Origin of the sequence: Pseudomonas izuensis, from assembly GCF_009861505.1 — a bacterium.
Lineage (GTDB): Bacteria > Pseudomonadota > Gammaproteobacteria > Pseudomonadales > Pseudomonadaceae > Aquipseudomonas > Aquipseudomonas izuensis.
In genome coordinates, this window is record NZ_WTFT01000006.1 from 67,611 (window position 1) to 94,103 (window position 26,493).

The following is a 26,493-nucleotide window of genomic DNA, read 5'->3' on the forward strand; positions in this document are numbered from 1 at the left end:
GGCAAAATCTTGAGGACCGGCAAGCCTACTTCAGTGGACCGAAGTGCTGTGGATCGCTGGCCAACACGGTAGAGAGGAAGTCGACAAATGCGCGTGCTGCCATTCGTGTGGTTCGCCCCATGGGAAAATACGCATGCACCGGAAGCTCCGCCATTTTCCACTCTGGGAGTACGCTCACCAGCGCACCACTTTCAATTTCCATGTGGCACGCCCAGGAGGTGGTAGAGGCAATGCCTAGACCTCCCACCGCGGCTGCTAATGCTCCAGCAGTATCGTTGGTCGAGACCATGGGGTTGAGGTTGATTGAGACCTCGTCGCCATCTCGAGCAAACTTCCACGAAGAAACATGTGAACCCGCAGGGCCGCCGACGATTCGATGCTGCTCGATGTCGGCGGGAGTAGCCGGAGTGCCATGGCGTTCGAGGTAATGAGGTGATGCAACAATTACCCGTCGCATGGTTCCGATCTGCTTCGCTGTACCTGCCAGGTCCGGCAGGCTGCCAACTCGTATTCCTACGTCAACCGCTTCCTTGACCATGTCTTGCCACTGATCTTCCAGTAGCAACTCAACATGAAGCAGAGGGTGGCGATCTGTGAAGGCTGCGAGCCTCGGTATGACCACGCGTATACCCATTGTCGATGGCATCCCAATCCGAAGCAGTCCACGCAAATCACCATTCTCCCGAATACTGTTCTCCGCATCGTCGAGGGCCGCCAGGATGGGTTCGACACGAGCCAAAAATTCAGCACCAGCTTCGGTTAGTTGGACGGTAGATGGGCACAAGTGGCTGAACACACCGTACGACTGCGCAATGGCGATCTGCAAGGATCCCTCAACGCTCGCTGCGGCCATGAACAGCGACGCGGTTTATTCATCAGGGACTGCTACATCGCAGAAAAACCTTACTCTCGAGTTTTCTCGGCGTGCCCGAGGGATACCTGTGTGGGCGATTCTTCGTACTTTAGGGCGTAACGGTGTCGCAGAAATGGTCGACAGACATTGCGCTCAGGCAACGCAACTTGCGGATACCCTAAGGGCGGAAGGTTTTGACGTCATTGATCGAGTTGTCCTCAACCAATTGATCGTCAGAGGGCAAAATGACGAAGAGACTCGGGCCATTCAGTCTGCGGCTCATGAATCCGGGGAGGTGTGGTTCGGGATGTCTTCTTGGGATGGCAAGGCTGCGTTTCGGCTCAGCATCTCCTCCTGGAGAACAACAGACGAGGACATTGCACGCCTGGTAAAGGTGCTCGTCGCGGGCAGAAACTCGTACCAACATCAAGCGAGCTGAATCCAGAAAAGCCCTCTCGATGTAAGGAGGGATTTCATTTGCTGATAAGAAATCAGATGTCCCATGGTTGAAAGAGCTGAGTGAGCCCCGTTAGATCGTGCCTGCACAATCCTTGAGCCGCTTTTATGGGGCGCGACCAAACACTCATACCACGACTCCGTTTTCGATCTTCCAAATAAGCGCCTCGACCAGGTTCATACCAACGAAGGTAGATAACAGCTCTGCTGGCGTTTTCTGGCCCAAGGCCAGGGCTGGTCGGTTCAGCCACTCTTGCGTGGCTAATTGATCTCCTTCAAACAACCCAAGCGCGGAGTAGAGGACGGCAGCTGTCTGAAAAAGATAATCGCTTTCCCTCATATTCAGTGTGCCTGTCCTTACCCATCGCCTGCGGGCAGACTCCTTCACCCCAATGAGTCTCGCAAGATCGCTGGGAGCTAGCCCGATCAGCGTGCTGAGGTCATTGAAGAAGGATGCCGGCAATCCGTCCTTTATCAGCTTTGAGCACTTCACCCAATCGGCTCGGGTTGATACGACACTAGCCAAGCTGCCTGGGCTCGGAAAGGCATACGGCTTCTTCTCAATGTGCTCAGTCACGCAACCACCTCCCATGACGTCGCCTAGTATTGATCAGAACCCGCCTTGGTCAAACCTGCACATCCTAAATCAACTCAACGGTTCTCTACAGATCGGCGAGAAAGGTCGGATCGAATTTTGGCGAAAAGCGTCTTCAAATCGATATCTGGTGATCTCTCTAGATAGCACTCAATGAGAAGGCTGGCGGGGTGGATATCCATGACGGCAGCGAGTTGTTCAACCTTCTCAAGGGTTGGGGTTTTCAATCCCCGCTCTAGCTGACTGATATAGGTCCGGCTCGTCACCGATACAAAATCTTCCTGGGTTAGCCCTCGTCGTGACCGTGATTTTCTAAGCGCCTGGGCGAAGGCAAAATTCAGTTCCATCTTGTCATCTCTCAAAAGAGATGATGAAGCATGAAATGAACACTATAATACCACGCACTATAGTGTTCATTTGCGATTTTTGGGAAATTATATGTTCGAAACCTATGAGGCAGCAAAGCTGCCACGCCTACCGTCGTTTGAACAAAATACGACGCGTTGGGCATTCATCGCCCAGACTGAGAACCGCGAGTGGTTCTATGTCACACATCAGTATTTCCAGGAGGGTGATCCTGAACACGTGTGCGCTCAGCAATTCTTGATCCCTGATGTCATCGGCCTTTTGAGCCTGATGCGGTCGAACTCGGACACTGCGTTTGTCAGTGGGGTACAGCTTGTTTCGCCTGGATGGATGAACGGTACGGACCAGTGGCGGATGGAGACGCTTTCGAAGCTGATTGGCATCCCGAGTGAAGAAGGAAGCAAGTATCTATACGAGGTTGCGAGCGGGAGCACCTATTCAGACGTTTCCGCGGATACGTCGTACGCCGCAGGGAAAGTCATATGGTCAGCCGGTTGAAGGTGCCCGAAATGAGCCCAAACCTCGAGCATTTGCTCTGCAAACCCAACCTGTCACTATTCCCGAATGCCACGTTTATCAATGATCACTTTTTTTGGGGGTTTGAGTGCGGTGACGGTTGGTTCGACATCCTGAGTCATGCATTTTCCCTCGTTTCAGCCCGTACAGACTCTCACCCTGGCTGTGGCGAGGTGGCCGTGGAGGAGGTGAAGGAAAAGTTTGGCGGATTGAGGATCTACTACCGCGGAGGGGATGATTATGTTGAAGGCGTTTTCAGTCTGGCGGAATCGGCTTCCATCCACATCTGCGTCATCTGCGGTAATCGCGTCTCGGATCGGCGAGTGCATTTCCACCATCCACGATGTGAATCCATTACGGAAGCTGAGCAATGAAATACAGCATGGCCAACCGCGATGGGTTGATTGAAGTCCTGCACAGGGCGCTTAAATGCGGCGATTCGCTGATTGACCTGGACGAGGTTCGAAGCTACGTCTCGTCACCGCGACTATTCGATATCACCGTTAGGAATCTGGAGGATTCGCTGGATTGCGTAGGCGACACATTCTTGGATCAACGCACAATGCTTGCGGATTGGCCGCAGCGGACATATGGCGTTTCTTTGGAACGCTGGAGGGCAATGTCGTCCAGCGCTCAGCTCATTGACGATTTTCACCACAACGATACGAGTGTTGCAAAGATCCAGGTGTGGTCGTTCGACCCTTCGAGCGTTGAGGAGGAGCGGCTTCGACTTGCTGTGGCGTTGTCATACACCACGGCTGAATTTCGCGCGGAATCCAGGATCATTGGTGCGTTAAACGATGTGCTCAACGACCTCGGATTTTACGTCGATGGCGATCGCTACTAACCGCATTTTTATGAGTAGGGCGAGGAGTGCAGAGCCAAACGGCAGGTTTATGTTTCGACCTTTGCGTGCCGTTTCACCCAAATCGATTGAGTTAAACAAGACTGCAAATACGCCGTCATCTATGCAGTACTGTCGCAGCTCGGAAGACCTCAGGCCTTGGCTTCGGCGCTAGACTAAGGCTGCCAAGTATCTATCAAGCTTGGCTTTCCCTTCTTCGCTCAACCGAAAGTAACGCTGCAAAAGATCGGCCTCAGCATCCTCGACGGCGTAAAAATAAGCCGCAGGCAAGTTCAATTCTGCCGCTAGGCGCTCGACTAACTCGGGGTCTGGCATGCGCTTGCCCAGCTCGTAGCGATTCATCCGCGTGCTCGCAGATGCTGGCTCTAGCCCGATTCGTATGCCCAGCTCTTCCTGTGAAAGATCGGCGCACAGCCTTGCGTGCTTGAGTCTTATAGAAAGTGTGCTCGTCCGCATGACGTCTTCTAGGTTTGGAAGGCTGTCATCGTGCTATTTTCGTCTTTTACAAATACTACCGTTTTGGTAGTTTGCGGCATGGGATTAGCAATCCCCCTTTGATCAGCCATAGACGGCTGATTTGCGTTAGAAAACAATCAGGAGCAATGGCATGAAAATGGGATCGACCTCCGTTCAGCGAGGTCTTGTGATGGCTGCGGCTGTTCTTGCCGGCTGTATCGGATTAGGCGGCTGTGGGGAGGAGGGGGATAAGGTCGGTGTCACAAATGAGTCAACAAAAACCAACTCTCTCACGGATCAAAAGACTGCAAATGATGCCGTATTCAAACAAATCGAAGATGAAAACAAGCCTCAGAGTGTGAGCTTTTCAGATCCTGGTTTAGGTGATGCGCGCGAATACCTAGACATGAGAAGCCCTTTACTCGCCTTCAATTTGTACAACGCAAGGCGTAATTGGGAGGAAAGTGCAGCGGACATCGCCGATTCAGTTGGAGATGCATTCAATGCCCGTAAGGCAAACCCCGAGCTGTCTCGACTAGGAACCGAACGACTTACTAGTGGTGATAATTTCAAGAAAAAGGATCTAGCAGAAAAAATCAACGCACTAGCCCTAGCGGAGGCTGGCAAAGTTAAAGAGAGGCCCTTGGTAAAATTCACGTCAGATGAATGGGTGCCCGTCACCTTGACTAATTACGACAGTGAGAAGAAAGGTTTTTCGGTCGATAACTGCCTGTTCTCGGACAAGCTTAGCTATACGGACGATGAGAGCCGCAACTCCACCACATTGGAGCAAGCACCGAAGCTACGTTGCTATCTAAATCCCGGTCCAGTGCCGTATTACATTGGATTCACCGGTGGCTCCCAGGTCTTCTTCGAAGTTAAGGACGAGGCTAAAGCACGCCAAATTGAAGCGCTACGCCAGAACGTCAAAATCGATGTCTATGGATATGTGCAGTCCGTGGAGCGCGAGCGTTTGGGCGGGAATCTGGGGTCGCAAAGGTGGGTACTGATTGCGCCGCAACGCATTGACGTCATCGACGCTGCAAGTGGAAACGTGCTTTTAACAAAAACGATTTGAAGCACTCGGTGCATGAGTTGGGGGAGGGGATTTTGAGTATTTTGATTGTAGACGGCGTGATCGAAGAAATTGGCTATGGCTCGTACTCGGAGGGGGAGAGAACGCTGTCATTCATCAAGGTGAATGGCACGCGCGTGAAGAATGTTGTGTGCGATGATTTTATGAGGTCCTTTCTTAAGGTAGGGCGTCAGGTCAAGCTATCAATGGTGCGAAGCATACTGGGGAACCACACCTTATACTCGGCGCAGCTCGCGGATGGGGAAGTGGTGAGGCTTTCCGCGGTTAAACCAGTAGCCATGACAATTGCATTGAGTGTCGTAGTCATGCTGTTGTTGAGCCCGCTTTTCATCGGGGTATTGAAGGCAACTCACTCCATTGGATTGTCGCTTTGCATCTTGGCGCTGATGGGTGGTGGCGTGGCTTATCTCATTCTGCGACGTCACTTCAAGGCACGACGTGTTTTTGATCAAGCGTGACGCCACGGGGTAATAAAACGCAAAATTGGTGTCAGTGCATGCCACTGATGCCTTACCTAGTTATCTCCTCCGAAGGGGCCCAGGCTAGAGGGGATTAGGTTGCGATGAGTTTTTATTCGAATGTCCAGGGCAAATTTATCAGCAGGTGAAAAACTATACTGAACAGCAAGCGTTGTTCTAGTATCTGGTCAGGATTAACTACTACCAGCAGCGACGCAGTCAGCGCTAAGCCGATGCTTCTCTAATGTCCGAGGCTAAACTTTTCGTACTGGGGAATAAAAATTGAGTCGCGCTGCTCTTAGCGCAGTCTCTATTGCAGGCGACAACCGCACTCAACAGAACGTTTTTTCACCAGCATAGGGTTCTCCCATGTCACGTCTCGCCGAATACCGAAAGCTCGAGCTTCAACTAGCTTCGCAGACAGCCGCACTGGAAAACATGAAAAAGGATGCCGGCCTTCAGAAAGAAATGGAGTTCGAAACCAAGCTTCGCAAGCTACTCAGCGAGTATGGGCGGAGCTTGCCAGACGTCATCGCATTGCTCGACCCTCAGGCTGGTCGCCGCAAAGGAGCTGCTGCACCGTCGCGCGCAACGCGTCGGCCGCGGGAAGTCAAAGTTTATAAGCATCCTGAAACTGGTGAGACGGTTGAAACCAAAGGCGGCAACCATCGTTTGCTCAAACAATGGAAGCTTAAGCACGGCGCCGAAAAGGTTGAGACCTGGCGCACCAAATAAATTTAGTCTCACGACAAAGGCCCTTAGGGGCCTTTGTCGTTTCAGCCATGCTGGTACGTTTTGAAAGGTGCTTGCTCGACGTCGAAGGGGACCCTGAGAGGGGGCGTGACGGTCTTGCTGCTGTCGGTTGCCCCCACCTCGAGATAAATGTGTACGATCCGCTGTAATCACCCGTTCGAGATTTACGATGACCGCAGAACAAGCATTCAAGTACGAAGTTGCACTCTCGTTTGCTGGTGAGCAACGGGGCTATGTCGAGCGCGTGGCTCGGTCATTGAAAGGTTTCGGGGTGAGTTGCTTCTTTGACACTGATGAAGCCGTCCTTCTGTGGGGAACGGATGGCATCGTGTCACTAGATGGCATTTACGGTACCGATGCCCGCTACGTGGTTATGTTCGTCTCCAATGAGTACGTCGCCAAACCCTGGTGCAAGGTTGAACGCAGTGCGGCCTTGGCCTCGCGCCTCGAACGCAACGATGACACCGTGCTCCAAGTGGTTTTCGATCGTGTAAAAGTCCCCGGCATGCCGCTGAGCGAAATTTACGTCGAGGCTAAAAACTATGAACCCGAGCAGCTTGCCTTGCTGATATGCAAGAAGCTGGGTGTCGACTTGTCTACGCAGAAGGCGAGTGTTGTAGCGCCGCCATTCAGCCCAGAAGACACGAACACTGTGCGGTTCGGCTATGGCAGCTTTGGCGGTCGGTTCACTATCGGTGCTGGGGATTGGAGTTTCGAACTGCACTTCAGCAGAGCGGGCAGCGAGTCGATCCATATTTACAACGACACCCCAACCGTCCGGGGAATAGCCTTCGCTCCTGGTGCTTGGGAGTGCTCAGACGTGACTGCTGCGGCCTCATTAGATTTCTCATCACCCAACCTCAGCCCCCACATCGGTGCGTTGTGTGTCGTGCAAAGTCACCTAGGGTTTTATGCCCTAGTGAGAATTGAGTACGTGGCAGACCAGTCCCGAGGTACCGAAATCGACGAGCTGATTTTCAGCTATCGGATTTTGCGTGACCGTAGTGATGATTTCAGCAAGGTGTTGCCGTTCCACCCCCTCGCACCCAGCATTGCGCTCGATTTTGATGTGGCCCACGGGACACTGAGCATTCACAACACTTCCAAAGAGCCCATTAAGTGGTATCTGACAGCAACTGACACCTCGGGTTTTCCTCCTCCGCCGAACACCACCTATCGTGAGCAGGACGCAGTCACGATAGCTGGAGGCAAATGGATGTCGGCATTGAACTGTGAATTTGAAATGAAGCCTATGCCTGCACGGTCAGTCCGAGTCAACGACCTTCACATGGACATCTACGTCTCAAACAGCATCGACGAGTACTACAGAATTCGATTTATTTTGAAGATGACCTGTAGGGGCAAAGCTAACGGCGAAGCAGTACTGGTCAGTGTTGTGAGCAGGTTAGAAGCGGCTGATGCGCTGGATCCTGGTGCATAGCTGCCAGCTTGGGCAAACGCCATCATTTGAAGCAAGCGCTGGCATTTCAGGTGCTCTGCATTTCACAACAGCCTGGCAAACTTATCTCTTGACTCAGGATAGTCTCAGTAACGAAAGTTTTTCTCAAAAAAACGACTAATCATGCATGGTAGGTGTTGATTTCGCGCTGTTATCTGTCATTGTCGCATTACGGGCGTCATGCTTGACTTCAAAGTTACTGCGCATGACTACCCTCAGTTTTTCGGGTCTATCTGCAATTTAATTATTACATGCGCTCCTTGCTGCGGATTATTCGTGTCTGTTTCATTGAAACAGCTGCGTGAGAATCTGTGCATGGTGATTAGGTGTGGCTGTCGGGCGTTTTGTTCGGTTAACGTGATCCTGTCCAATAAAATTACAATCAAAGGGAAGTGTATCAATGGCTAAGCACAAGGTTTTTATCAGCTACGACCACTCGGAAGACGTTCTCTACAAGCGTTTACTGCAAGCTTGGGATGCCAACAAAGATTTCGATTTCGCGTTTGATAGTCGCGGCCCGGACGTAGCTATTAACAGCAGCAATGCGGGGGTAGTCAAAACCGCGCTAACCAAAATGATGATGGAAGCGACCCACATCTTGGTGCTCGTCGGGGAAAAAAGTCATGAGAGTGACTGGATGAAGTGGGAAATCGAAAGGGCTAAACAAAGTGACGTCAGACTCAAAATCGCGGCAATCAAGCTTGCTCAAGATAATAAGTCGCCGGCAGGTTTGTTGAATGTTGGGACCTCTTGGGCTACCAGTTTCACCAGGGATCGAATCGTGGACGCATTAAACAATGCGAAAATTGGTTATTAAGGCTATTGCCCCGTTATCAAAGCAGCGTTGAACTGAGGTGTTTCTAATTAACGCCATTCAGACGCGCTGGACCTAACCCCCTCCTGGATTATTTCGAAGTGCCTTTGGCGCTTCGGGATTTTCTATGCTTCCGGTTTAAGAGTGTTGACATGCCTGGTACAGATTTACCTGATGATTCTGAGAATATGAAAGTATGTTTCGTCATTATGGGATTCGGGAAGAAAACCGATTTCGAATCAGGCCGTACCTTGGACCTGGATGCAACCTACGAGTCGATTATTCAGCCTGCTGTAGCCGCTCAAAACATGCGGTGCATCCGTGCAGATGAAATCGTGCACTCGGGGATAATTGATACACAAATGTACGAGATGCTGCTTCGTGCGGATCTCGTCATTGCAGATATATCCACGGGTAACGTCAACGCCGTGTACGAGCTGGGCGTCCGGCACGCTTTGCGGCCGAATTCGACCATCATAATGGTCGAGGATGAAGGGCGACTGTATTTTGACCTTAACCACGTCAGCACCTTCCGCTACAACCACATTGGATTTGATATCGCGGCAAGAGAGGCGAGGAGGGCCAGTGCTGCGCTGGGAGACCTAATTGCTGCTGTAATGCTCTCGACGCAGCCCGATAGCCCTGTTTACACCTTCTTGCCTCGCCTCCAGCGTCCTCGCCTGACCGACGAGCAGTACGCTGACTTATTGGATGACGCAGAAGCCGCGCAAACTCGACTCGCAGGCCTGATGCATAGGGCTCAGATGTTTTCTGATCAGAGTCGCCATGGAGATGCTAAAGAGACACTGAAGCTCGCAGCCATTATGAAACCGGGAGAGCCCTTTATTCTCCAGCAACTGGCGCTTGCTACCTACAAAGCGCAGCTTCCGACTTTATCAGTCGCATTGTTTGAAGCGATGGATGTGTTGGCGGCTCTGTCGCCTGACAGTTCCAATGATCCAGAAACGCTGGGGATTGCTGGTGCGATCTGCAAACGGCTTTGGCTGGAGCTAGGTGAAAGACACTATCTTGATTTGGCCATCAAGCATTACGGCAGAGGGTATGAGGTCCGCCGCGATTACTACAACGGAGAGAACCTGGCGCTCTGCTACGAATACCGCGGTGAAAAACAGTCAGACGCGGACGAAATGAAGTTCGATTTCATGTCAGCGCGCAAAGTTCGGGCCTCAGTCGTTGAGGGATTGGAGCTTATCCTCGCAGAAAGCGATTCTGTCGATCGATCAGACATAAAGTGGGTATACGCCACCCTCTCAAATTGCTATCTGGCGCTAGGTCACGCGAAGGAGGCCATCGCTTACGAGGCTGAATTCATGATCAACATGTCAATCCAATGGATGATTGAGACCTTCCAGTTAGGAAAGAGTGAAATCATCAACCTGGATACCCGTAGACAACAAAACGCTTAGTCTTTTGTGCGGTACAGATTACTCGGAAGAAAGCGACACTGATGGTGTAAAAGAAATTTCGTATGGAGACTCGGAAAGTCATTGTTGGCTTCACCAACAGTGACGTTCGCATGATTGGGATTATGCTCGGCTGGAGCGATGCAGAGTACGCGGATGTAAGCTTTTCGAACTGCAAGCTCACTGACGCGCTAGACCCAGAAGATGAAGGACAGATCAAACAAAAATGCAGGGAGCACCTCACGCTGCGGATACATTTGTGATCCTGATCGGAAAAGATACTCGCTACAAACATGAATAAGTCTGCTGGGAACTTGAGGTAGCCATCGAAAAAGGTTGTCGCATCATTGCGGTCAATCTAGATAATACAAGAACCATGGTAAAGCATACGTGCCCATCGTTACTCATCAGCGCAGGGGCGATTTTCGTACCTTTTTCAGCCAAAATTGTTTTATATGCGATCGAAAATTTCTCAAAAATGTCTACCAAGAACTACTACTATGGCGACGATATTTACAAAAAACTGGGTTATTAGGGAGTAGCGTCGTGCAGGAAAAAGACTTTCCAGCGTTGTATCAATCTACAGATCAGCTATCGAAGGATCGGCAGGGGGATTTTTTCCGTGCCTTGGGCGTGAATCTGTTTCTCCTGGTCTGTGCAGCCCTGCTTTCCGTAATCAATTTCCCTCATTGGTCCATGGCCGTGTTGCAAGCACTCACGCTGCTCGGAGCGCTGGGTTGTTCGGTTTTCCTCGCAATTCATCGTCCTGAAAGATTCTGGTATGCGGGTCGGGCTGTCGCAGAGTCGATCAAGACTTTGACCTGGAGGTACATTTCCAAAGCCGAACCGTTTGACGATGAAGATGAAGCTGCGAAAGAAATGTTCAGACGGAAAATTAAGGCGGTTTTTGACCAGAATCGAGATATCGCTAGCGTCCTGACCTCCCACCTGGACAGTCCTCAGATCAGTGAGGAAATGTCGCGGCTTCGCGCGCAGAGCTTGGAAGCGAGGAGGGCGGCGTACCTGGAGCATCGCATCGAAAATCAGCTGGCTTGGTACAACGCAAAGGCAACTTCCAATGCCCGCGCAGCCAAGTGGTTCTTCAGATTGTTGATCGGCGTCAACGTCGTCGCAATCATATTAGCCCTCGTCAGAATTGCCTTTCTGACCGCGCCTTATTGGCCAACCGACGTGATGGTGGCTGCCGCAGCGAGTCTACTCAGCTGGATGCAGGCGAAAAGATACACCGAACTGTCAGCGTCCTACGCCTTGACCGCCTTTGAGATTCAGTTTGTCCGAGAACAATCTCAGGTAGAGATGACCGAACAAAGGTTTTCCTCATTCGTCGGGGACGCCGAAAACGCCTTCTCGAGAGAGCACACGCAATGGGTTGCGCGCAAAGATAATTGATGAGTTGGCTGTGGCCTGTAGGTCAGCGCCACAGCCCGACTTTACCCACGCAGAGGTTTGTTCAGCTGCTTCGGGTCTCTTGATCAGCCTCCGCGCAAAGTCCGTATCCTGGCGAGCAGCTGAGCCTCCAACGTCGCCAGGCCTTCATTGTTCGGGTGGTAATGCAGATACCGAAGGTGAGCGAGGTCGAAAGGGATGTCAGCCGGGTTTTGCGTGATCAGGATTACCTCTTTGCCCCAAGCGTGCGCCAAGCCAATCTCGTAAAACACGTTAGCGTTTCGGCCTGTGCAGTCGCATACCACGATTGCAGACCGATCAATCAGTGCCACGACATCCTCCATAACCGTCTGGTGGTCCCAGATATCATCGGCCCGGTCACATCTCATACCTGCCGCCCCTGCGGCCCGCTGTATGGCGGCAAGTACTAAGGCAGAGTTTGCAAATGGCATCATTACCGATAGCTGGTCGTCGACGAGTGTCGCTGACTCCGGCAACTGGAAGATCCTCGGATGACGACGAGAACCTCTTAACTCGGTCAGCATGAATCGGAAAAGATCTATATCTTTCACCGCCCAATGTGTGCGCGAAAATTCGTAGTCATTGATGCCGAGTCTGGAGCGCAAGCGATAGATTTCTGCGATAGGGATCGGGGGGACATTCGCGTCGTAGATGTAATCTAAAAGCACCTGACCTCGAGCCCCGTCTCGAATACTCATAATGGTGCCCACCCTTGCAAACTCTTCGCCGTCCCCTCGCATTTCATCCATAAAAAGGGTCGGCATGGCGGTCAGAGCGGCAACGTTGAGCACCCCATCAGCTCTCATTTGGGTTACCAGCGCAGGGGTCGTGTACTCCAGAATTCTTCCGTGACTGAAAGTGTCGTGATTGTCCGCCCAGCCACCGGCGTTCACCAATAAATTGAACATGAAACCGCACTCCTTAGCATGCTTGATACCCCGTAATTGTGCATTCGCCAAGGCGCTACACATCCCGCCAGAATGCGGATCTTAACGTTTCAGCGCAACTTGGTTTCAGCAACTCTGGCCTAGATTTTTCCACATCGGAGGTTTTACCGAGGAGACCGCGAAAGGGTTTGCTGCGAGGACCGAGACAGCGATGTCTGAGGATGATCACGCGTTCCATGGCGGCGCGCTCCGGATCTAGTGGGTGGGTGTGGAGTGAATGTTACGCGCGCCTTTTTTTAAGAGAGCTTCCTGGGTTCGATGGTGCTATCGATGGAATGAATGATCGCTGAATTACGCGGCATTTAGGCCCGCAAATGAGGGGTTGAGTGACTGTGTCGTGCATCGAGTTGGTCAAGGTATTCACTGATCCTTCGATGCTGTGCATCGCCATGACAACCATGCATCAGCGTCGAAAATTCATGGTTGAGCGTCAGGCCACCTTCGGTGAGGTTGGCCGAACCGATTAGCGCTGAGTAGCTTCTGCCATTTTCGAAGTAGTACAGTTTGGTATGAAGTCGGGTCTCTTTGGAGGCCAAGACATGCCTAAGCGCTGTCATCCTGGCAAGGCTGGAACGGCATCGTAGTGGTGTATGCCTCACGTCTGTCACGATTGTCATCTCCGCTCCTCGAGCGAGTGCAGACTTTAAAGCGGTACGAAGAAGCCTCAGCCCTTTTTGATCTATCCATCCGGAACACAGAACTATTCGCTGAGCCTCGCCCATCAATTGGGTTATCACACCAAGGTGATCTCTTTCCTCGCGGTTTAGAATGAATTCCACATGACCTCTCTGTTCACAGATAAAAGCGATCCTCGGCCGAGTTGGGCGGGTCGATACTGCGTAGTCTTGTGACCAGCAGATAGCCCTGCACAGGATTATCTCGTGGCACACCGTTCAGCAGTATGAGCAGTCTCTAAGTTGCTGATGGTCGGGACTCAGCACGCCTCATTCAGTCAATGACGTGGTAGCGGCCAATATCTTGGCCACCGTCTGCAACACGTGCAAGGACAAGCCCTCGTCATCGACTGCTCGGGCAATGAGCGTTGCACCGGCAGTTGATACCAGTATCTGCAATGCCTTTTCATTTTTCTCAGTCGGTGTGCCTTGGTGCATGTGCCCCATCAGGGCAGATAACAGGCCATGGATCCCACCGGTGAACGAAGCACTGGCAGAACCACCGCAGCGCGCGACATCAGATCCCAATGATGGAATAGGACAGCTGTTCCCGCTGTCATCTCGATGCGCCTCGGAGAGGTAAAATTCAATGATCGATTTGAGCGATTCAGCAGACTTCCAGCATTCAATATTCGACTCAAATATCTTGCTCACCGCTTCTGCAATTAGCTGGTCTTTTCCGCCTGGAAATTGCCCATAGAATCCTCCATGAGTCAGACCTGCCGAGCGGGCCAATTCGGCGATGCCAATTCCTTCAGTCCCTTTTTCACGATAGGAACGAGCCGCGGCGAAAACCATCGATTGCTTGTTTTGAGCGGCTTTCTCCTTTGTAACCCTCATTATTTACTCCTGGTGGCGAGCTTACCGGATAGCCTGGCGCCACCATAAATAGGCAAATGGCCAAGCATGATAGTCGTCATATAACGGGATCGCAATGAGAGTCGCCGAATGCTCAGCTTGTTTTGCCAAGCCCGGTCAGCGAACGCTGAGGACCATCACAATTCTTGGGAAGTACGCACACCTTAATTTCAGTCTCTGAGGCACAGTGCACAGAAAAGAGGGATCGAGGGACTGGGTAAATTTTGGGTCAGCTGAGTCCTTCGCCCAAGGAACGAATTACGCTGATGGCGTAAAGTTTCGAGTCGTCAGGGACCTGAATATTGACGGCATAACTAAACTTCGGGTGGATTCCAAGCTTCAAAGTGCTTGAGCGCATCCAAGTCGCCAATCAGCGCCATCGCTTTAGCCAGGCGATCCAGTACAGCCTGCCGCTGTTCTGATTCGAGGCGCTGCGCCCTTTGCGCAATGTCTTCGAAGAACGCCTGAATACTGTTCACCTTCGCCCAGGTTTGAATTACCGTTTCAAGCTGATCTTTGCTGTCTTGAATCGCCTTGAGCCGACGCTTCTCGTCCTCCTGGCGTCGCCACTCGTCCATCTGTAACAGGTGTCGCTGCCGCTCCTGCTCGCTCCGTACTCGCTCGATCTCCACCTTGCTCGCAAGAGCCGGAGCCTCGGCTAGCAAAGCCTTCACGATGCCTGGAATTTTGCTGACCAAATCGCCAGGCTTGTTCTCGGTCCATCGCTGAATCCACTCCACACCGTAGTAGGGGGAATACACCTGCAAACACAATCTGCTGCTTGGCATATCGGCGCTCATCATCCAACCACCAGGGTAATTGGAGCGTCTGGTACTTACCGGAAGCGCAGTCAGGCGGACGTATTTCTTCTCGGGGCGCTTCACGTGGACGTATTCACTGATCTCATAAATGGACAGGCCGAACACAACGGTGCCGACGTAGACGACCGTGGGACGTTGAGGTCGCCACAGGGCAGGGTGCACGTACCTGTTTGATGCCACCTCTCGATGATCCACTGTCTCACGGCCCATGTGAGTCGTCGGATCAGAGAGCGCGACCGCCAGACCCTTTTTCATCAGGGCCAAAAACAGCTGATTGGCGAAGTCAATGGCGTGATTGACACCTGAGCGACTCACAATTAGATCGGCCATCGCGCGCTTTGAAGGCCGCAGATAGCCTTCATCGGTCTCCTGGGCTTTCTTAAAATGCTCTTCAATGTCCACCAGTAACGGATGCCGGCGAGGAAGAGTCGCAACGCGACTGGACGAGCGCCCGCGACTTTTGGCGGGGGCTTTAGGCAATGATCGTGAGATCTGTTCGGGCGCACCGTTCCGGCTCCAGGCGAGGAGAGCGCCTGGCTGGACCTCCGGCAGCGGCGGACAGGTTTGACGCTGTCCCGCGGCGACCTTCGCCCAATACCCAACAGCGGGGCGGGGAATATTCAAATGGGTGAATACGCGGGCCAAGTAGCTTGAGGACACCCCATAACGTTCCGCGATCTTGGTCATCGGCATTGACCAAGCCTGCTCGTAGAGTGATTCCCGGGTAACGGTGTCCTCGGACGACTCATCAATGACGGCTGGAGTGTTCGGTGTGTTTTCCATGCATGAGCGCTTAGGAGGTGGCTGATGGAGTCGATGATCAGACAGCCTAGCTCATGCAGTGTGACGCTTGACTCTGCTCAGCTCGCTTTGCGTGCACCGTCGAACCGATCATCGATTCTTGCCACACGACGCGCCATGCGGGCCCGGTTGACCACGGAGGGCGAATGTGTGAACCCGTCCTCATTATTAGAAGCCGATCGTGCGGGGAACGAGGAGGTAAACGCTGAAAAAATCACGTTCAAGCCAAAGACATTTTTCACAAGAGGCTCCAGACAATCGAATAGTTGGAGCTACGGTAGTCCTGCGTCATGACCCTTGAGAAACAAAGAACAGACATACCAGTTATCAACCGAGGCGATTCCACCTGGGACGTTGGAAAAGGGATCGGTTGTAGAACGTCGGTGCGGAGCATCGCTGAGGGAAGTATTCAGTCACCGCGAAGCAGCACGGCTGAAAGAATGTTAAAGCAGCGTGCGTGGATCAAGCGCCAGTCATAGCTAATTCAACTTAATAGTACACCACATGTACTATTAACTTGGCGGGGTCGGTGCCGTTCCACAACCACGACTCCCTTGTGACCAAGTACACGGGACAGCATTGTATATGCCGAATCATTCAACTCCACTATTTCAACTTAAGGTGTTTGACCGAGTGCGCGCGCTGCTCGTCGAGCGAATTGTAATAAGTGTTTTGCGTGGTGCTCAGACTGTTGTGGCGCAGGTCCGCCTGCAAATCCTTCATATCGCGAAAAGGTGCATCAAAGGTTGCCGATGTGTGGCGCAGCCAATGCAACGACGCCGAACGCAGGTTATCGATCTCATCATCACTGCGGCCTTCTGCGGTCATCTTCAGCAAGCCACGATCAAACACCTGCTGAAGCAACAGGCGTAGGTGCCGACCTGAAAGGCCGCCCCGGCCATTCAAGGTGGTCAACAGGGGATAGGTCTCATGCGGTGAGGGCAGGGCACTCAGCCCCAAGTGTCGGCGATAGCGTGTCAAATAGCTGTGTACATAGTCATCGCGCACACTGATTTTAGCCGACTTGTTGCCTTTCCCAACCACATGAAACCACCAGTTGCCCATGGTATCGCGCCGAAAATCCCCCATGGTCGGCTCCCAGTTATCGCGACCAACCAGGTCAGAAACGCGTAAATACATGGCAAACAAGGTCGTGAGCACAAACAAGGTACGCTCATGAACCGGGTCTTCTTCCGCCATTTCTTCCGCGGTTTCGATCACATAATCCCACTGGAGGTGGGAGAGGGCGCGGCCAGATACCTCTTGGGTATGGCGTTGCTTATAGACCGCTTTTTGTTTGACCGCGCGAAATGGGTTGGCTTCGGTGAGGCCTTCGTCCATGGCGTACTGATAAAAGCTGCCACAGACGGCAAACACCTGGGCCACGGAGCCCTGAGCCATCTTGTAACGGTTTTCCGTCGTGGCCGGTTCCGGAAGATACTTGTCACGTTTGGGCGCCGTCTGGCTGAAAGGACGCCAAGCGGCATTGAGCTGGTAAGTGTCGGCGCTGCATTTCTGCTTACCCCCGACCCGAACGAAGCGCGACTTGACCACCGGGCCAACCCAAGCCGCTGCCGGCCGCAAGCAGAACTCCATAAACGCCTCGGCGTCGCTGCGACGTAATGCCAGCAAGGGTTTCTGGGCCACCAGCAGTGACCAAAGCAGTAAGCGTTCCACGTGCGTGCGGTAGGAATTGAAGGTCGCTTCATTGCCGGCATACGATTTGAGGAATCCACGCGCAGCGATATAGCCCTGGTGAGCCTCCAGTGCCTCGGGAAAGCTGGCCAAGTATTCCCGCACCAGAGGTAATTCTTCACTGATCTGCTGAAAGTTCAGCTCCAAAAAGCGTCGGTAGCTTTCAAACAGGGGTTGCGGTGACGAAGGCATGGGACGTCCTGCATGAAATGGCAACTTGCGGGAATGAAATATCCGGGTCTGGGAGTTATCGGATATTGGGCGTGAGTTGGAGGCCTCGAGCGGGAACACGAACTCGATTGAGATAAAAAGTTAACTACACTAAATAGCCGTTTAGTGTAATTAACCTTGGTGCCGATTTCGCGCTCATCAGACGGATGGTATCGAGGAGGAGATAGCAAATCAATGTCATACTATTTTTCGTTACTTAGTAGTCACAACGCTCGAATAGGAAAGTGCTGACCGCGCCGGGCGCACCCGAACTTCATCATTACATCGCACATATATTATCGACTTATCTATTAAGTTTTACGCGGTATTTCACCAACTTGGGTGCTGAATAGACGACTATCGGCTCTCGAACCATTTACGCCCGCTGATGATGGCCGATTCCGGCAATTCATCATTTTTTTCACTTTTTTCCGGCGAATTAAAAATCTTGCGCAACCCAAGCATTACGGGCGTATCCGAATTTTTATTGGTAAAAAATGAGGCTATTTCCGATAATTTAGAGGTTTTTTTCTTTTTTCCGGTGATTAAATAATGCGGTTTTGGCTTCGAAATCGGGTCGACGAGCACCTTATCTTGCCCAAATACTGCATCTTCGCCTTCAACAATCCCCACGCGATCCCTTTTTCATGCTTCAAGGGCAAATATTCCGGCGATTTAACATTCTTTTTCCACCACGTTTTTTTTCCGGTGAATTAGCACTTTTTCTGGATCGCTCAGGGCTCCAACCCCTCTAGCGTCGCGATGAGAGCCACAGGAGCACCAGGAGCGGCCCCATACTTTATGCGTAGGGGGTCATTTGCAATTTCTAGATGTAGGTTGAGGCTAGATCCACAGGCTTATGATTTCTAAAGGATTCCGGTGAATCAATAATTATTGTCCGGTGAATCGTTGATCGCGACAAACGCTCCCACGCCCGTATAGGACGATACGCATAATGTATATTATGTTAAATGATGTGTCAGAGCGGAACTTTGCCAAAGTGCTTTGAGCACAGCAAGAAATTGTCTGTCACTATCGAAATCGATCCAGTTGGAGCTATAGGCCGCGATCAGTAACGACTGGCGGGCACAAGCATACTGATTCTCCCCGGCTCCTGACCTGCCAACAGATCGTTGATCCGACGCAAGTCCTTTTCCGCCAGAGCGCCTACCGCGGCCTTGAGCTCAAGGTGGGCCAGCAACCTATCGTATCGGGCTGCTGCGAGCCGAGCCCGCACTCCTGACTCTCTGCCTGCAGCGCAACTTTCATATAGGAATAGCCCTCCATATCAATACAAGTGCGGCTGCCAGCAAAAACGCTACAGGAATAGGCAGGATTGCTTGTACAGGCGTCAAACTCTTGCCTGTTCGTTGAGTGAACACCCTCACTGCCCCAACAACAATCACCAACCCCACAATTAGCGCCCATCCAAAATCACTCATGATACATACCTGACTTTTCGTTTGTGCCTACTTAAACAGCAACTCGCGCTGATTCAATTGCTCGGAAGTGAGTTTCTGGGTCCCCCCTCCAGACTGTTGCGTTCCGCGGAAAGAGTGAACAGCGGTTGACCTTTGACAACCTTTTCACCCTCGCGGATGGCAACATCTCGGACGATGCCGCTGCCCGATGCTGTCAGCCTGAGCATGCCTTGCAATGGCATCAGCAAGCCCTTGGGAGTGGCTTTGCGCGTGTACGTGCCGAAGTACGCCAGGGCGATCACTGCGAACACCAACGCCAAACCTGGCCCGGCGACCAGCGTGCAACGCAGTGGCTGATGAATCAGCACACTTCCAAACTGCTTTCCTGAGCCTGTCGCCCAAACCTCCTGGCGAAAAAAACTTGGTCTTTCCATGACTTATTTTCAGCTGCTACTGAGAGGAGCGGATTTATATCCTTACAAAGCGTCGAATCATAGTGATTTGTAATTACGTTATTTGCTAAATATTGCGTTGTGAAACGGCGCCTTGCATATGAGAATCGAGGACTCTATAGATCTCGGAAATCACCTGCATCGTTGCGTCTTCGATCGCTCCTTCATTACGGCATAAACCCAGCCGTTATCTGCAATCGCTCCCTCGAACGCCTTGGTACAAGCGACATGTTCTTCCAGCTTATGGATCACAGTACTGCTCAGCCCACGGCGTCGTGCCGCTGCCCTCGCCCATGAAATATCAGGGGCGGTAACAACCCCGACATGCAGGTCTGGCACTCGCACGTTTCGATTAATGTTCAACTGGAGAATCTCTGCAAACGGGACTATCCGGCGAAATGCGGCTTCAGACGGGTACCAGCGATCGATCAAGATGATGCTGCCTGGTGGCTGTTTAGCCAGGACATGCTGGGAAATCCAGGTACGGCTATCAGCAAAGCGCTCACAAACCTCCAACTCCAAATCCCGGGTGGGATTTCTGACGAGTTTGTTAACGAGGGTCATTGTTTCGCCCCTATAGGGATCGCTTTTCTTCTCGCAAAGTCGGATCACCTTTTTGTTGTCTGCCCTCAATACTTTAGTAACGGCCTCCAACAGTGTGGTTTTTCCGGCACCCTTGGGCCCATCTAGAGAAACAAACAGCGGACGATTCATTTTTCACATAACGATTAATATTCGGTTTTTTTGCCCGGTTCGTTCGCTGGGACCGCTTGTGGCGACTACGCGAATCGTGTGGGGGGCTTATGAACAGACAATGATGAAGACTCTAACCTGGTTTCTGGCTAAAGGGTTTCAAAATCAGGGTAACAGGCGCTAATGAACATCGGGGCCTCAGTGGCCCGAAGGCGCAGCCAAGAAACGCCTCCGAGACCGATCACGCGAGCTTTATGGCACCGCCTTGGATATCGTCGCGCGCCATTCGCAAATCATTGGCGTCCTGGTTGAGCCTGTGAATCATGTTGAGCAACCGTTGACGAAGCACCTCGTCCTGGAGCTGTTCTGCTGCGCGCATCACATCGAGCGCCGCTCTCTCATTGTTAGTGGCGACTGAGTCGAGCAGTTTGCGAATGTTTCTTGATGGCCGATTCATCTCCACCTCCCCTGGATTTCAGTGACGCGAATCATATGGCTGGAATGTTTCGTCCGTGTTTCAGCCGCAAAAACTGATGTTGATTCACAGGCTGAAGCTGATGAGAGGCTGAAGCAGCACCTCTCACCACTCAAGTATTATTCGGCCATTTGCAACTCTGGCAACTTCACCTTGAACATTCTGGTAAGGCACATCAGGCATATGATCCCAACAGCCATCCAGGTCAAGCCGATCAAGAATGACATGTGTGACAGGCTTGTCCAAAGCCATAGAGTCGAGAGAAATCCTAGCGCTGGAATAAATCCATAGAGCAGATAGTTTTTAGGGCCTACTTTGTTTTCATCGATCAAATAGTGCTTGATCACTGCCAGGTTGACCGCAGAAAACGCAAATAAGGCACCGAAGCTAATCATGTTTGCAACGGCATCCAGTGTGATGAACAACGCAATCAGCGATAGAGCGCTGACAACAATGATCGCTGCCGCTGGAACTCGCTTTTTGGTATGCAGGACGCCAAAGACTCGAGGTAGCGCTCCATCTCTGCCCATGGCGAAAAGCACCCGGGAAACGCTAGCTTGAGAAACCATTGCAGAGGCAAAACAGCCCGCGACATAGGTAGCAGTAAACGCTGTCACCAGCATTTCACCACCTGCGCGACGCATGACATCGACGGACGCTGAATCTGCATCTACAAAAGTTTTCCACTCAGGGAAAATCAGATGTGCAAAATACGACACAACCAGGAACAAAACGCCTCCGATCAATGTTACGGCCATAATCGCTACCGGGATGCGGAAGCGAGGGTTTCGAGTTTCTTCAGCCATCGTTGATACAGCGTCAAAGCCAAGAAAAGAAAGACATAGAACAGCCGCGCCAGAAAAAACAAGCGGCAAACTAAATTCAGAGTTGTGGAACGGAAGCATCAAAGACACCTCGCTCGCCTGGCCACTAAGTTTACTTACGGAAAGCGCTACGAAAACAACGATGAACACCAACTGCGCAACAACAAGAACGAGATTTACGCGATTAACAGATTCTATTCCGACAAGATTTAGTCCGGTGACCAGCACAATAGAGCCCAAAGCCCACACTGCAGCGGGAACGGCTGGAAAATACTCTGACATGTAAATCCCAATGAGCAGGTAGCTTAACAAAGGGAGAAAAATATAATCGAGTAATAGAGTCCAGCCTGCAATGAACCCAAAATGAGCACCAAATGCCTTTCGAGTGTAAGTGTAAACCGAACCTGAATACGGGTGAGCTTGAACCATTCTGCCGTAACTGTATGCGGTCAACAGCATAGCGACTAACGTGAACAAATACGCAGTGGGCATGTTGCCCTTGGTCATTTGCGTGACAAGTCCATAGGTTGTAAATACAGCAAGGGGAACCATGTATGCCAATCCGAAAAGCACCAGTGCGGGTATGCCCAAGGACTTTCTGAATGTTGCGGAAGAGCCGGAGTATTCTGTTTTCTCGCCAGCATGGCCAGAAGAGTCGGGTACGCTTATTTTTGTAGTCATTGCGAACTCCTAAATCATGAGAGTACTTTATTGCCTGTTATTCAGGCTGAAAGGAAACGCGTCGCCGAATATCTCCGGCGACTGAAAAAATCAAGATTCACTCAAAAGGCGATTTCAACCTTCAGAATAAAATTCTATCTCTGCCCTCCCCGCTGGCAGCGCGCACGTAACCGATGCCGTCACGAACGACTCCAGCGAAAGGCAAATGTATGGGGGGAGAGAGAGCGTCGACGAAAAGTTTGTCGACGCTCCGGGCCTTGGAATGTTTAAAGCCGGCCGATGAGTTTCGCGGTGCGATCTACAGCCTTGCGGGTTTTATCAACCAACTCGTCAATTTCCGTGTGCCCTGCTACCAGCGCCGGGGCCATAATCATGCGGCCCAGTGTCGAGCGGATAATAACGCCCTCTTCGAACCCGAAAGTACGGCACTGCCAGGCAAGATCATTCTCATTTTCAAAGCGTTTGCGAGTGTTTTTATCATCAACGAACTGCAGCGCAGCAACCAGACCGGTTCCTTGAATATCACCAATCAAAGGATGGTCACCAAAGGCTTCACGCAGGCATTTTTGCAAATAGGGCCCTGAATCATTCTTCACCCGAGTGACAATGCCTTCATCACGCAACGCCTTCAGGTTCGCCACCGCGACCGCGGCTGCAACAGGGTGACCGGAGTAGGTCAGGCCGTGTGCGAACACTCCGCCCTGCTCTACCAACGCTTCTGCGATGCGCTTCGACAGTACAAGCCCACCCATGGGTACATAACCACTGGTCAGGCCTTTGGCGATCGACAGCGTATCGGGTTCAAATCCGAAGTACTCGTGAGCGAACCATTCACCGGTACGCCCGAAACCTCCGATCACTTCGTCCGCGCAAAGCAGGACGTCGTATTGACGGCAGATCCGCTGGATTTCCGGCCAGTAGCTTTCAGGCGGGAAGATCATGCCGCCGGCGCCCTGGAACGGCTCTGCGATGAACCCTGCGACATTCTCGGCGCCCAGTTCCAGGATTTTTTCTTCAAGTTGAAGCGCGCATTTACGACCGAATTCAGCCGGTGTAAGGTCGCCGCCCTGTGCATACCAGTACGGCTCATCAATGTGCGCGATGTCCGGGATCATGCCACCCATTTCATGCATGAACTTCATACCGCCGAGCGCAGTGGCCGCCAGCGTCGAGCCGTGGTAACCGTTCCAGCGACCGATCATGATTTTCTTCTCAGGCTTGCCGACAACTTGCCAGTAGCGGCGCACGGTGCGGATCAACACCTCGTTTGCTTCTGAGCCTGAGTTTGTATAAATCGCGTGGCTGTAGTGCTTGGGCAGCAGGCTGAACAGCAGTTCGGACAGTTCGATAACGGCCGGGTGCGTAGTATGGAAAAACATATTGTAGTAAGCCAGTTGGTTCATCTGCGCACTGGCTGCCGCAGTGAGGTCAGTACGACCGTAACCCAACTGGGTGCACCATAGACCCGACATACCATCAAGATAGCGATTACCATCATTGTCCCAGAGGTAGAGGCCCTCACCTCGCACCATCACTCGTGGCCCTTCCGCATTCAACGCTTTTTGATCAAGGAAAGCATGAATGTGATGTGCCGCGTCCGAGGCCTGGTAATCTTCAGTCGCCCGACCTGGCTTGAATGGTAAATTCATTTCAATCACCTTCTTGTTTTTGGATTGATGGCGGGGACGGATTGTTGTCTGCACCCCTATAGTTTTCTAACGGATCCTTGAAAAAAACATCCTGAGCTTGCGCGAGAGAATGGATAAACAAGGAAAATAATTCCGATTGCGAGGCAATATTCAGCTTGCTATACGCATGTTTACGATGAGTTTTAACGGTATCCTCAGATATGGCTAAACGCTCGGCAAGGGAGCGGGTTGAATGCCCTTTCAATATCAGTTGAGCAATTTTGCATTCGCGCTGAGACAGAACCGAGCTGCCGAAATTGTTTAACGCAGTATGTATTTTTCGGGCAAATTGATTTTCAAACATACCATTAAACGTATCGGCACCTAACCCTTCCCAATGTTTACTGAGCACCGCCAGCACCCAAGGACTTATCATCTTGAACTGTTGCAGTTGTTGCTCGTTTAATTTGCTGGCACTGGCCAGGGATACCGCAATTGTATAGCCAGGCGAAATTTGAAGAATGTAATTAAGCTCATCCTCAATATGGGCATGCTGATAAAAGGCCACATAGTACTCACTTCGCTCAAAGTGGTCGGGAGCAACATCCGCCAGGTGATAACAACCTGAACCGACACTCTCGACAGAAACACTGTAAAACGGATCAAGCAAATAAAAGCCCGAGAGATATTGTTTTACGTTTCCTTCCGGTAACCACGGCCCCTCGTCGTCGCGTTCAAACAAGGCCTTGGGCAGACCGTCATGCGGATAGAGGTAAACCGTCGTAGCCTGGAGTGGCGCAAGTATGCTGAAGGCTCTAACTAGCGTACTCACAAAATCAGGTCGACCAACAGCAGTAACCACTTTTGCCATCTGTTGATACCACTGCACTGATGCAAGTTGTTCACTGTCCACCACACGCCACCTGTGCTTGTAGGCGCCTCGGAATTCCTTTCCCGAGGCGTCCGAATGTATCGCTTGCTTGTTGTGATTATCCCACGGGCAATACGTAACCGATATCACCCTATAGTGGGAATTAGCGCACCCTGACAGCCGATTATTATCAGCCCTCTCAGGATCAACGTAGCTGGAACCAGGTCGTTTTCAGCTGGGTATATTTGTCAAAAGAATGAAGAGACAAGTCCCGCCCAAAACCCGACTGCTTACCGCCGCCAAAAGGCACGCTGACGTCAAGCGCATCCACTGTGTTTACTGAAACAGTGCCCACGTTAAGCGCTCGAGCTACACGGTGAGCTCGATTGAGATCATCACTCCAGACAGACGCGGCCAGTCCATAGAGGCTGTCGTTAGCCATCGCAAGTGCCTGTTCCTCAGTGTCAAATGCCGTGACGGCCAACACCGGCCCGAAGACCTCGTCTCTACTCAGCGCCATGTCTTGCTGAACATCCGCAAAGATGGTGGGTTCGATGAAGTTGTTTGAACCATTGAAGGTCAGGCGATTGCCCCCGCACACAAGCCGGGCTCCTTGCGACGAAGCCTGCTCGATTGCAGACGAGATTCGATCCGCTTGCTGAGTGTCTACGATCGCCCCTGCACGACTTGCCGGATTCAGAGGATCGCCCGGCATCCATTGGCTTGCCTTGGCGATCAAGCGTTCCATGAACTCGTCTTGAATCGAGCGTTGTACATAGAGACGGGAGTTAGCGGAACAGACCTCACCCTGATTGAAGAAGATGCCGAAGGCAGCCTTTTCAGCGGCCAGGTCAAGGTCTTGGCAATCCTCAAATACCAGGCTTGGGCTTTTTCCGCCGCACTCCAGCCACACCTGCTTGAGGTTCGACTGTGCGGAATACTGCATGAAATATTTGCCCACCTGAGTGGAGCCGGTGAACACAAGGCAGTCCACATCAGGGTGCAGACCCAACGCCCGGCCAGCGACCTCCCCCAAGCCAGGAACCACATTGAAGACGCCGTCAGGAATGCCCGCTTCCTGAGCCAACTCGGCCAACCTCAAAGCGGTAGCCGGGGATTGCTCGGCAGGCTTGAGCACCACGCTGTTCCCTGCAGCCAAAGCGGGCGCCAGTTTCCAGGCAGCCATATCCAAAGGGAAGTTCCAAGGGACGACCGCGGCGACCACGCCGAGTGCTTCCCGGGTGACGGTTGCCAAGGCAGATCTCGCGGTTGGCGCGACTTGGTCATAGATCTTGTCTACAGCCTCACCGTACCAGGCGAATACGTTTGCCGCGCCAGGCACGTCAATGTTGTAGGCGTCCATCACCGGCTTGCCCATGTTGAGTGATTCAAGCAGCGCGAGTTCTTCGCGATGGGCCAGCAACAGCTCGGCCAGGCGCAGCAGGACTTTCTTGCGTTCAGCTGGAGCCATACGAACCCATGGCCCTTGGTTGAAAGAACGCCGCGCGGCCCTTACTGCCAGGTCAACCTCGACATCGCCGCAGGCAGATATATTCGCAAGAAGTTTATTAGTCGCGGGGTTTATGGAATTGAAACTTGCCCCGGATTGAGCTGCGACCCAGCGACCGTCAATCCAGGCCTTGTCGGCAAAATTCTGTTTGGCAGCCCGCTGCTGCCAGTAGCTAAAGTCGTGCACGCTCTGCTCCATGATTTGTTATGAGTCAAGATCATGATGTTGCGGCACTCGGCGATTTAGGAAAACGAGCAAAAATATGGCTTATCAGAACAAAAAAACTAATCAGGTATCTACCAGCTCGACCGCGTCCATAGTCGACAATGAATATTGAATTCACATATATAAGCGCTTCTACGCAGCCAAAACTTTAGCCAGAAGAAAAAAATA

General features: G+C 52.0%; 27 protein-coding genes and 1 pseudogene. 11 read left to right on the top strand and 17 right to left on the bottom strand.

Features of this window, described 5'->3' with window-relative positions:
* Positions 1 to 25: 25 nt before the first annotated feature.
* Positions 26 to 826: a substrate binding domain-containing protein gene (locus GPL81_RS05605; RefSeq protein ID WP_246218894.1), complete on the bottom strand. Its 801-nt coding sequence runs from the start codon at positions 824 to 826 to the stop codon at positions 26 to 28.
* On the opposite strand from GPL81_RS05605, the gene GPL81_RS05610 reads away from it, so the two are divergent.
* Positions 813 to 1,292 (top strand): pyridoxal-dependent decarboxylase, encoded by a 480-nt coding sequence (locus tag GPL81_RS05610; protein ID WP_246218895.1) that lies wholly within the window; start codon positions 813 to 815, stop codon positions 1,290 to 1,292. The genes GPL81_RS05605 and GPL81_RS05610 overlap by 14 nt on opposite strands.
* Positions 1,293 to 1,436: 144 nt before the next feature.
* Here the strand turns inward: GPL81_RS05610 and GPL81_RS05615 are convergent, their stop codons facing one another.
* Together GPL81_RS05615 and GPL81_RS05620 are read right to left on the bottom strand one after the other, a co-directional pair.
* Positions 1,437 to 1,886: an antitoxin Xre/MbcA/ParS toxin-binding domain-containing protein gene (locus GPL81_RS05615; protein WP_160105669.1), complete on the bottom strand. Its 450-nt coding sequence runs from the start codon at positions 1,884 to 1,886 to the stop codon at positions 1,437 to 1,439.
* Positions 1,887 to 1,960: 74 nt separating this feature from the next.
* Positions 1,961 to 2,251 (bottom strand): helix-turn-helix domain-containing protein, encoded by a 291-nt coding sequence (locus GPL81_RS05620; protein WP_160105671.1) that lies wholly within the window; start codon positions 2,249 to 2,251, stop codon positions 1,961 to 1,963.
* Positions 2,252 to 2,342: 91 nt separating this feature from the next.
* Here GPL81_RS05620 and GPL81_RS05625 point away from each other — a divergent pair, with 91 nt between their 5' ends.
* Genes GPL81_RS05625 through GPL81_RS05635 form a run of 3 tightly spaced genes read left to right on the top strand, consistent with a single transcriptional unit; the run spans position 2,343 to position 3,633 of the window.
* Positions 2,343 to 2,768, top strand: coding sequence for a hypothetical protein (locus tag GPL81_RS05625; protein ID WP_160105673.1), 426 nt, complete (start codon positions 2,343 to 2,345; stop codon positions 2,766 to 2,768).
* Between the two features lie 11 nt (positions 2,769 to 2,779).
* Entirely contained in the window at positions 2,780 to 3,160 is a 381-nt protein-coding gene (locus GPL81_RS05630) for a hypothetical protein (RefSeq protein WP_160105675.1), read from the top strand.
* Entirely contained in the window at positions 3,157 to 3,633 is a 477-nt protein-coding gene (locus GPL81_RS05635) for a hypothetical protein (RefSeq protein ID WP_178122567.1), read from the top strand. The genes GPL81_RS05630 and GPL81_RS05635 overlap by 4 nt, the downstream gene beginning before the upstream one ends.
* Before the next feature lie 168 nt (positions 3,634 to 3,801).
* Here GPL81_RS05635 and GPL81_RS05640 read toward each other — a convergent pair whose 3' ends face one another.
* On the bottom strand, positions 3,802 to 4,107 hold the full coding sequence (locus GPL81_RS05640) for a helix-turn-helix domain-containing protein (protein WP_160105677.1): 306 nt from the start codon (positions 4,105 to 4,107) through the stop codon (positions 3,802 to 3,804).
* Between the two features lie 151 nt (positions 4,108 to 4,258).
* Between GPL81_RS05640 and GPL81_RS05645 the strand changes: the two genes are divergently transcribed.
* From GPL81_RS05645 to GPL81_RS05675, 7 genes are all read left to right on the top strand, one after another.
* A complete protein-coding gene (locus GPL81_RS05645) occupies positions 4,259 to 5,185 on the top strand; it encodes a hypothetical protein (protein WP_160105679.1) in 927 nt (308 codons plus the stop codon).
* A 32-nt stretch (positions 5,186 to 5,217) separates the two neighbouring features.
* A complete protein-coding gene (locus GPL81_RS05650; RefSeq protein WP_160105681.1) occupies positions 5,218 to 5,661 on the top strand; it encodes a hypothetical protein in 444 nt (147 codons plus the stop codon).
* A 369-nt stretch (positions 5,662 to 6,030) separates the two neighbouring features.
* Positions 6,031 to 6,396, top strand: a complete 366-nt coding sequence (locus GPL81_RS05655) for a histone-like nucleoid-structuring protein, MvaT/MvaU family (protein ID WP_160105683.1) — start codon at positions 6,031 to 6,033, stop codon at positions 6,394 to 6,396.
* Between the two features lie 187 nt (positions 6,397 to 6,583).
* On the top strand, positions 6,584 to 7,855 hold the full coding sequence (locus tag GPL81_RS05660) for a TIR domain-containing protein (RefSeq protein ID WP_160105685.1): 1,272 nt from the start codon (positions 6,584 to 6,586) through the stop codon (positions 7,853 to 7,855).
* A gap of 418 nt (positions 7,856 to 8,273) precedes the next feature.
* Positions 8,274 to 8,690, top strand: a complete 417-nt coding sequence (locus GPL81_RS05665) for a TIR domain-containing protein (protein WP_160105687.1) — start codon at positions 8,274 to 8,276, stop codon at positions 8,688 to 8,690.
* Between the two features lie 149 nt (positions 8,691 to 8,839).
* A complete protein-coding gene (locus tag GPL81_RS05670; RefSeq protein WP_246218896.1) occupies positions 8,840 to 10,114 on the top strand; it encodes a tetratricopeptide repeat-containing protein in 1,275 nt (424 codons plus the stop codon).
* Between the two features lie 543 nt (positions 10,115 to 10,657).
* Positions 10,658 to 11,521 carry a DUF4231 domain-containing protein gene (locus tag GPL81_RS05675; protein WP_160105689.1) on the top strand — a complete coding sequence of 288 codons (864 nt, stop codon included), beginning with the start codon at positions 10,658 to 10,660 and terminating at the stop codon, positions 11,519 to 11,521.
* An 83-nt stretch (positions 11,522 to 11,604) separates the two neighbouring features.
* Here GPL81_RS05675 and GPL81_RS31350 read toward each other — a convergent pair whose 3' ends face one another.
* From GPL81_RS31350 to GPL81_RS05740, 13 genes and pseudogenes are all read right to left on the bottom strand, one after another.
* Positions 11,605 to 12,447, bottom strand: a complete 843-nt coding sequence (locus GPL81_RS31350; RefSeq protein WP_246218897.1) for a hypothetical protein — start codon at positions 12,445 to 12,447, stop codon at positions 11,605 to 11,607.
* Between the two features lie 341 nt (positions 12,448 to 12,788).
* Positions 12,789 to 13,208, bottom strand: coding sequence for a phospholipase D-like domain-containing protein (locus GPL81_RS05685; protein WP_246218901.1), 420 nt, complete (start codon positions 13,206 to 13,208; stop codon positions 12,789 to 12,791).
* Between the two features lie 222 nt (positions 13,209 to 13,430).
* Positions 13,431 to 14,000, bottom strand: coding sequence for a TetR/AcrR family transcriptional regulator (locus GPL81_RS05690; RefSeq protein ID WP_160105693.1), 570 nt, complete (start codon positions 13,998 to 14,000; stop codon positions 13,431 to 13,433).
* 332 nt (positions 14,001 to 14,332) lie between these two features.
* The gene (locus tag GPL81_RS05695; RefSeq protein ID WP_160105695.1) at positions 14,333 to 15,622 is read right to left on the bottom strand and encodes a hypothetical protein; all 1,290 of its coding nucleotides are present in this window, start codon (positions 15,620 to 15,622) and stop codon (positions 14,333 to 14,335) included.
* A 624-nt stretch (positions 15,623 to 16,246) separates the two neighbouring features.
* On the bottom strand, positions 16,247 to 17,527 hold the full coding sequence (locus tag GPL81_RS05700) for a tyrosine-type recombinase/integrase (RefSeq protein ID WP_160105697.1): 1,281 nt from the start codon (positions 17,525 to 17,527) through the stop codon (positions 16,247 to 16,249).
* Positions 17,528 to 17,902: 375 nt separating this feature from the next.
* The gene (locus tag GPL81_RS05705; protein ID WP_160105699.1) at positions 17,903 to 18,178 is read right to left on the bottom strand and encodes a hypothetical protein; all 276 of its coding nucleotides are present in this window, start codon (positions 18,176 to 18,178) and stop codon (positions 17,903 to 17,905) included.
* 862 nt (positions 18,179 to 19,040) lie between these two features.
* A complete protein-coding gene (locus tag GPL81_RS05710; RefSeq protein ID WP_160105701.1) occupies positions 19,041 to 19,400 on the bottom strand; it encodes a biotin/lipoyl-binding protein in 360 nt (119 codons plus the stop codon).
* Between the two features lie 85 nt (positions 19,401 to 19,485).
* A pseudogene (locus tag GPL81_RS05715) lies at positions 19,486 to 20,132 on the bottom strand (dTMP kinase).
* 220 nt (positions 20,133 to 20,352) lie between these two features.
* Positions 20,353 to 20,568 carry a hypothetical protein gene (locus GPL81_RS05720; protein ID WP_160105703.1) on the bottom strand — a complete coding sequence of 72 codons (216 nt, stop codon included), beginning with the start codon at positions 20,566 to 20,568 and terminating at the stop codon, positions 20,353 to 20,355.
* Positions 20,569 to 20,705: 137 nt separating this feature from the next.
* Complete coding sequence (locus tag GPL81_RS05725; RefSeq protein ID WP_160105705.1) at positions 20,706 to 22,091, bottom strand: APC family permease; 1,386 nt, start codon at positions 22,089 to 22,091, stop codon at positions 20,706 to 20,708.
* 266 nt (positions 22,092 to 22,357) lie between these two features.
* Positions 22,358 to 23,740 (bottom strand): aspartate aminotransferase family protein, encoded by a 1,383-nt coding sequence (locus GPL81_RS05730; protein ID WP_160105707.1) that lies wholly within the window; start codon positions 23,738 to 23,740, stop codon positions 22,358 to 22,360.
* A 1-nt stretch (position 23,741) separates the two neighbouring features.
* Complete coding sequence (locus GPL81_RS05735; RefSeq protein ID WP_160105859.1) at positions 23,742 to 24,590, bottom strand: helix-turn-helix transcriptional regulator; 849 nt, start codon at positions 24,588 to 24,590, stop codon at positions 23,742 to 23,744.
* A gap of 205 nt (positions 24,591 to 24,795) precedes the next feature.
* Entirely contained in the window at positions 24,796 to 26,298 is a 1,503-nt protein-coding gene (locus GPL81_RS05740; RefSeq protein ID WP_425502527.1) for an aldehyde dehydrogenase, read from the bottom strand.
* Between the last annotated feature and the right edge of the window lie 195 nt (positions 26,299 to 26,493).

Excerpts from the sequence above, each read along its gene's own strand:
- GPL81_RS05610 (WP_246218895.1), top strand. The coding sequence starts at position 813 with ATGGCGATCTGCAAGGATCCCTCAACGCTCGCTGCGGCCATGAACAGC.
- GPL81_RS05620 (WP_160105671.1), bottom strand. The coding sequence starts at position 2,251 with ATGGAACTGAATTTTGCCTTCGCCCAGGCGCTTAGAAAATCACGGTCA.
- GPL81_RS05625 (WP_160105673.1), top strand. The coding sequence starts at position 2,343 with ATGTTCGAAACCTATGAGGCAGCAAAGCTGCCACGCCTACCGTCGTTT.
- GPL81_RS05630 (WP_160105675.1), top strand. The coding sequence starts at position 2,780 with ATGAGCCCAAACCTCGAGCATTTGCTCTGCAAACCCAACCTGTCACTA.
- GPL81_RS05635 (WP_178122567.1), top strand. The coding sequence starts at position 3,157 with ATGAAATACAGCATGGCCAACCGCGATGGGTTGATTGAAGTCCTGCAC.
- GPL81_RS05640 (WP_160105677.1), bottom strand. The coding sequence starts at position 4,107 with ATGCGGACGAGCACACTTTCTATAAGACTCAAGCACGCAAGGCTGTGC.
- GPL81_RS05645 (WP_160105679.1), top strand. The coding sequence starts at position 4,259 with ATGAAAATGGGATCGACCTCCGTTCAGCGAGGTCTTGTGATGGCTGCG.
- GPL81_RS05655 (WP_160105683.1), top strand. The coding sequence starts at position 6,031 with ATGTCACGTCTCGCCGAATACCGAAAGCTCGAGCTTCAACTAGCTTCG.
- GPL81_RS05660 (WP_160105685.1), top strand. The coding sequence starts at position 6,584 with ATGACCGCAGAACAAGCATTCAAGTACGAAGTTGCACTCTCGTTTGCT.
- GPL81_RS05665 (WP_160105687.1), top strand. The coding sequence starts at position 8,274 with ATGGCTAAGCACAAGGTTTTTATCAGCTACGACCACTCGGAAGACGTT.
- GPL81_RS05670 (WP_246218896.1), top strand. The coding sequence starts at position 8,840 with ATGCCTGGTACAGATTTACCTGATGATTCTGAGAATATGAAAGTATGT.
- GPL81_RS31350 (WP_246218897.1), bottom strand. The coding sequence starts at position 12,447 with ATGTTCAATTTATTGGTGAACGCCGGTGGCTGGGCGGACAATCACGAC.
- GPL81_RS05685 (WP_246218901.1), bottom strand. The coding sequence starts at position 13,208 with ATGGGCGAGGCTCAGCGAATAGTTCTGTGTTCCGGATGGATAGATCAA.
- GPL81_RS05690 (WP_160105693.1), bottom strand. The coding sequence starts at position 14,000 with ATGAGGGTTACAAAGGAGAAAGCCGCTCAAAACAAGCAATCGATGGTT.
- GPL81_RS05695 (WP_160105695.1), bottom strand. The coding sequence starts at position 15,622 with ATGGAAAACACACCGAACACTCCAGCCGTCATTGATGAGTCGTCCGAG.
- GPL81_RS05700 (WP_160105697.1), bottom strand. The coding sequence starts at position 17,527 with ATGCCTTCGTCACCGCAACCCCTGTTTGAAAGCTACCGACGCTTTTTG.
- GPL81_RS05710 (WP_160105701.1), bottom strand. The coding sequence starts at position 19,400 with ATGGAAAGACCAAGTTTTTTTCGCCAGGAGGTTTGGGCGACAGGCTCA.
- GPL81_RS05720 (WP_160105703.1), bottom strand. The coding sequence starts at position 20,568 with ATGAATCGGCCATCAAGAAACATTCGCAAACTGCTCGACTCAGTCGCC.
- GPL81_RS05725 (WP_160105705.1), bottom strand. The coding sequence starts at position 22,091 with ATGACTACAAAAATAAGCGTACCCGACTCTTCTGGCCATGCTGGCGAG.
- GPL81_RS05730 (WP_160105707.1), bottom strand. The coding sequence starts at position 23,740 with ATGAATTTACCATTCAAGCCAGGTCGGGCGACTGAAGATTACCAGGCC.
- GPL81_RS05735 (WP_160105859.1), bottom strand. The coding sequence starts at position 24,590 with ATGGCAAAAGTGGTTACTGCTGTTGGTCGACCTGATTTTGTGAGTACG.
- GPL81_RS05740 (WP_425502527.1), bottom strand. The coding sequence starts at position 26,298 with ATGGAGCAGAGCGTGCACGACTTTAGCTACTGGCAGCAGCGGGCTGCC.